5 protein-coding genes are annotated in these 3,761 nt (G+C 38.9%); 2 read left to right on the forward strand and 3 right to left on the reverse strand.

Annotation, left to right across the window (positions count from 1 at the left end; all coding sequences use genetic code 11):
• Both DW917_RS17415 and DW917_RS17420 read left to right on the forward strand, forming a co-directional pair.
• The coding region (locus tag DW917_RS17415; protein WP_158570242.1) for a hypothetical protein at positions 1-636 on the forward strand (636 nt) is incomplete at its 5' end.
• Positions 637-1,049: 413 nt separating this feature from the next.
• The gene (locus DW917_RS17420) at positions 1,050-1,196 is read left to right on the forward strand and encodes a hypothetical protein (protein WP_158570244.1); all 147 of its coding nucleotides are present in this window, start codon (positions 1,050-1,052) and stop codon (positions 1,194-1,196) included.
• 105 nt (positions 1,197-1,301) lie between these two features.
• Here the strand turns inward: DW917_RS17420 and DW917_RS17920 are convergent, their stop codons facing one another.
• The 3 genes from DW917_RS17920 to DW917_RS16500 form a co-directional block, all read right to left on the reverse strand.
• Entirely contained in the window at positions 1,302-1,568 is a 267-nt protein-coding gene (locus DW917_RS17920; RefSeq protein WP_367379867.1) for a copper resistance protein NlpE N-terminal domain-containing protein, read from the reverse strand.
• A gap of 342 nt (positions 1,569-1,910) precedes the next feature.
• Positions 1,911-2,663: a hypothetical protein gene (locus DW917_RS16495; protein ID WP_199545589.1), complete on the reverse strand. Its 753-nt coding sequence runs from the start codon at positions 2,661-2,663 to the stop codon at positions 1,911-1,913.
• Between the two features lie 32 nt (positions 2,664-2,695).
• Positions 2,696-3,646, reverse strand: coding sequence for a relaxase/mobilization nuclease domain-containing protein (locus DW917_RS16500; protein ID WP_118120471.1), 951 nt, complete (start codon positions 3,644-3,646; stop codon positions 2,696-2,698).
• Between the last annotated feature and the right edge of the window lie 115 nt (positions 3,647-3,761).

Genomic DNA, 3,761 nt, shown 5'->3' on the forward strand with positions numbered 1-3,761 from the left:
ACTCTATTTGCAAAGAGTGGAGCATATTCTTATGATTTGGACGTTGGAGGTCATGTAAAAGATACCTATACTGGTGAATATATTGCAGGACAAATTAGTACACCGGCTGGAAGTACCATTGTCAACAATAATGCATATTTTAACTGTGATGAACTGAACTTTAGGGAAAAATGGGCTCAAACAGACAATTGTATAGGCAAACTTTTATATGGAATGGCCAATGATATCTTTGTTACAGCGCAAATTTTCGACTTTGGTAATTGGGCTGGTTCTGGAGCAACCAATCCTCTTACAGGTGCTGAAGTTCAATTTTATAATATTGATGGAAGTCCAAATTATAAACCTGCGGATGCTATAGTACCAACATTAGCTACAAAAGGCGTAGGAGGCTTAGGTGATATTGCAGAAAAAAATATGGGAAAAGTAGCTAAGAATGTGATGAGTAGTTTTAATAAACTAAATGCAGCACAGTTTAGCTCAAGTTTCAATAAGAGTTTTGCTGGCTTCTCTCCAAAAGTAAGAGGTTTTTTGAATCGTTGGTATAATAAAGGAATTGAATATCTTAACAATCCTCAAATACCTGTTTCTACAGCAAATACTGTATCCAAAAAAAGTAAAAATAACGATACGGAATAGTAATAGACAAAAGGTGTGTAGGCATGTAAGTTATCATGCTTACATACCTTTACTAAAATTTAACAATATTGTTATGAACAAAATAATAAAAATATTATCAAGTATAATTTGTTTTTTTTGCTTCGTCATTTATGAGTTTATCGATTATTTAAATATTTTTTTGTTTTTTTTGCCAAATCTTCCAGACTCATTTGTAACTGAAAAAAAATGGGAAAAAATATTACGCAAATTAATTAAAAAATCATAACATTATGAATATGAAATAACCAGTCTTTTTAGGAGATATTGATTAGGGCACGAAAAACCGCAAAGAAATTTTTAGGTATCACTGAAATTTCCAAAAGAGTCCAAAGACAAAGCAATTCAACTTGTTCAGTTCTCCTTCAGGGCTGATGTGCAAGCGAGAGAGTCGTATGTACGACGATGAGTCAGCTTGGCATAACAAGTTCTACAAGGAAGTAACCTCCAAGGTTGACGAAGACATTTTCAAACCGCTCTATACAACAGAGCGAGAGGATAATCGTGTCGGGTGTCCTCCTGAACGGGCAGTGAGTATATAAATAAACTGTGTCAGGCTATAATAATTATAACCTGACGCAGTTTATTTTACACTCTCGCATATTTGCATTTTATCCTTTCTTCTTCAGAGTATAGCTCTTACTATCCTATTTTTTAGGTTCGTTGCCAAACGAATCCTGTAAAAAAACGCTTTTATCCCCTCTCACCTTATATAATATATTGTCATTACTCGAAGGATGTACAAGTATCAATATGTTGCCGTCAAGCACTTGGGAAATACCTCTTATCTTTTGCTCAATTTGTTTCTCTTTGAATGTCCGTATCAACAAGTAGGTACCATCAGCATTTAACGTGAGCGTTGTTTCAACATTAGGCGGTAATACACTGCAATATGTTCCAGCAATGGAATCCAAGCTGACTTTGTTTTCTAAAACTGCCGTATATTCTTCAATCTTGATAGAATCAATACCTGCATCATTTTGTCCTGTGCCGCATATTTATAAGACGTAACAAATGCAATAACCAATACTGCTATAATTACCTTTTCTATTTCATAGCCGTAAAAATGTGTCCGCAATGTCAAACGTGTAGCATCACGGACACGGATGAATAGTTGAGAGTTTAATGAAAGTTAGTATGCTGAAACATTATTGATGCACGGACAAGCTCTTGCGCTGTCGTAGACAATGCGAATGCCGTTGGTCTTAATCTTGTCGAAACGAAGGATGCGCTTGTACCAAGATGGTCGTTGTCTATTATTTCTGATTAATTTTCTTTTTAATTTCATTCGCCTCGTTAAATAGGCTATTAGCAATGCTATCTTTAATTGCTGCTATTTCTATCATTTCATAATGGTGGCGAACAGAATCCTCATAAGCAGTAACACGATTTCTCACATTCTCAATAACTTCTTTATTTGGGCATACGGAGAAGTTCTTTTCGATGTATCGGACATTTCGATCATCAGATGGAAGAACCATCTTCAATGCCCGATATTTCAAGTCTGCAATCTCCAAAGCTTGATGCTCTTGCCATTGGGTGAGATTACCCCAAATGGAGATGACAAGAGATAGAGCCAAGCCTCCAATTAAAAGAAGAACATACTTTGAAGTTGGCTCGAAGCGATGAGTCACTACTTTCTTCAGAGGTGTGTTATCCATTGCGTGAAGTTTGTCCTGCACATTTTTTGATGTGGCATTCAGCTCTTGTTTCACCTGATTAATGGTATCAAACAAGAGTTTGCTTCGCTGTTCATCTTTGCTTGCTTCTTTCTTGGTAAGGTCGGTAAAAATACAGATAGCCTCTCTTAATCTTACCAATTTGTCAATAGCTTCCCCTTCTTTTACAGCCATAGCAAGAATAGCTTTTTCAAGTTTGCTTGTATCAACACTTACAGAGACCGGAGTGCTTTCCGCCTCTGTATTCTTTAGTGAGGCAGAAAGTTCATTGACTTTTTGCTCCAATCTCTCAACTGTGCCGTAGATGGCTTCTAACATTTCTTCTTTCATGTTCGATTCTAATTTTAAGTTTATGACTTGCATCAAAGGCTGAAGCCCTTTCTGCGTTTCCTCTTTTTCTTCTTGGCGGATTCATCCTCTGGGAATGACTCATAAGTTTGGGCATTAGACGGAGCGAACAAGCCGATGGAAGAAATACCGTCCCAAGGGTCCTGGCTGCTATCCGACATGGATGGTTCATGGTTGCTCTTGTGATAGCCTTGCTCGTATTGCAGAGTAGAGTTGGATTTTGGTGATACATGGTTCTCCATTCCCTCAAACCTTGCATTCAGTTTGCCAAAGCTATAGCCTCGGCTAATCTGCGTACCCTTGAAGCTATATCCGTCCTTACTGAATCGGATGCCTTGTACCTTGGTTCTCTCCTTGTCCTTATAGACAAGCTCCAAGCGAACACCTCGTTTTTCAAGCCCACTCCTGAACTTCTGCCAGCTATCTGCAACTTTTAAGGCATCTTTGACTGCATTGTGAATCTCGTATTTGGCACGCTCAGCATTGTGTAACTTGCGAGTATTAGTATTGCTCTTGTCCGTTCCGTAAGTCAGCCCATACTTTGATTTTAGAGCCTTGGTCACTTGCTCATTACGCCTATAATCATTCCTGTCTGATATGAGTTTGCCCTCGTTATTGATGCGGTTGTACACAATATGACAATGTGGATTGTCCGTATTGTGATGCCTTACGATGATGAATTGGGTATCGGTGATGCCTATCATCTGCATGTATTCAAGGGCTATCTTAGCCATGAACTCATCCGTCAAACGTGGCTTGTCCTCTGGTTTGAAGCTCAAAGCAATGTGGCCCACAGGCTTCTTTATCCTTGGATTTAGCTGTTTTTGCAGCTCAAAACTTTGCGTTATCTCGGCATTCGTGCCGAGCAGAACACCATCGGAAGCAAGGATTTTCGCCTCGTCCTTGCCTATCACGTAGCGGATGCAACCACCAAATGATGCGCCTTTCTTTAGCTTTCCTATCATGTGGTATCCTCCTTTCTGTTCATTCCGCTTGGCTTCGGTTTAGAACTTGCTTGGCGATACTCACCAAGGATGGATTTCAATCTTCTCAACAAGTCCACCACATATACATGGGTTT

The sequence above is a fragment of the Prevotella sp. AM42-24 genome, assembly GCF_003461825.1.
In the GTDB taxonomy this organism is placed as follows: domain Bacteria; phylum Bacteroidota; class Bacteroidia; order Bacteroidales; family Bacteroidaceae; genus Prevotella; species Prevotella hominis.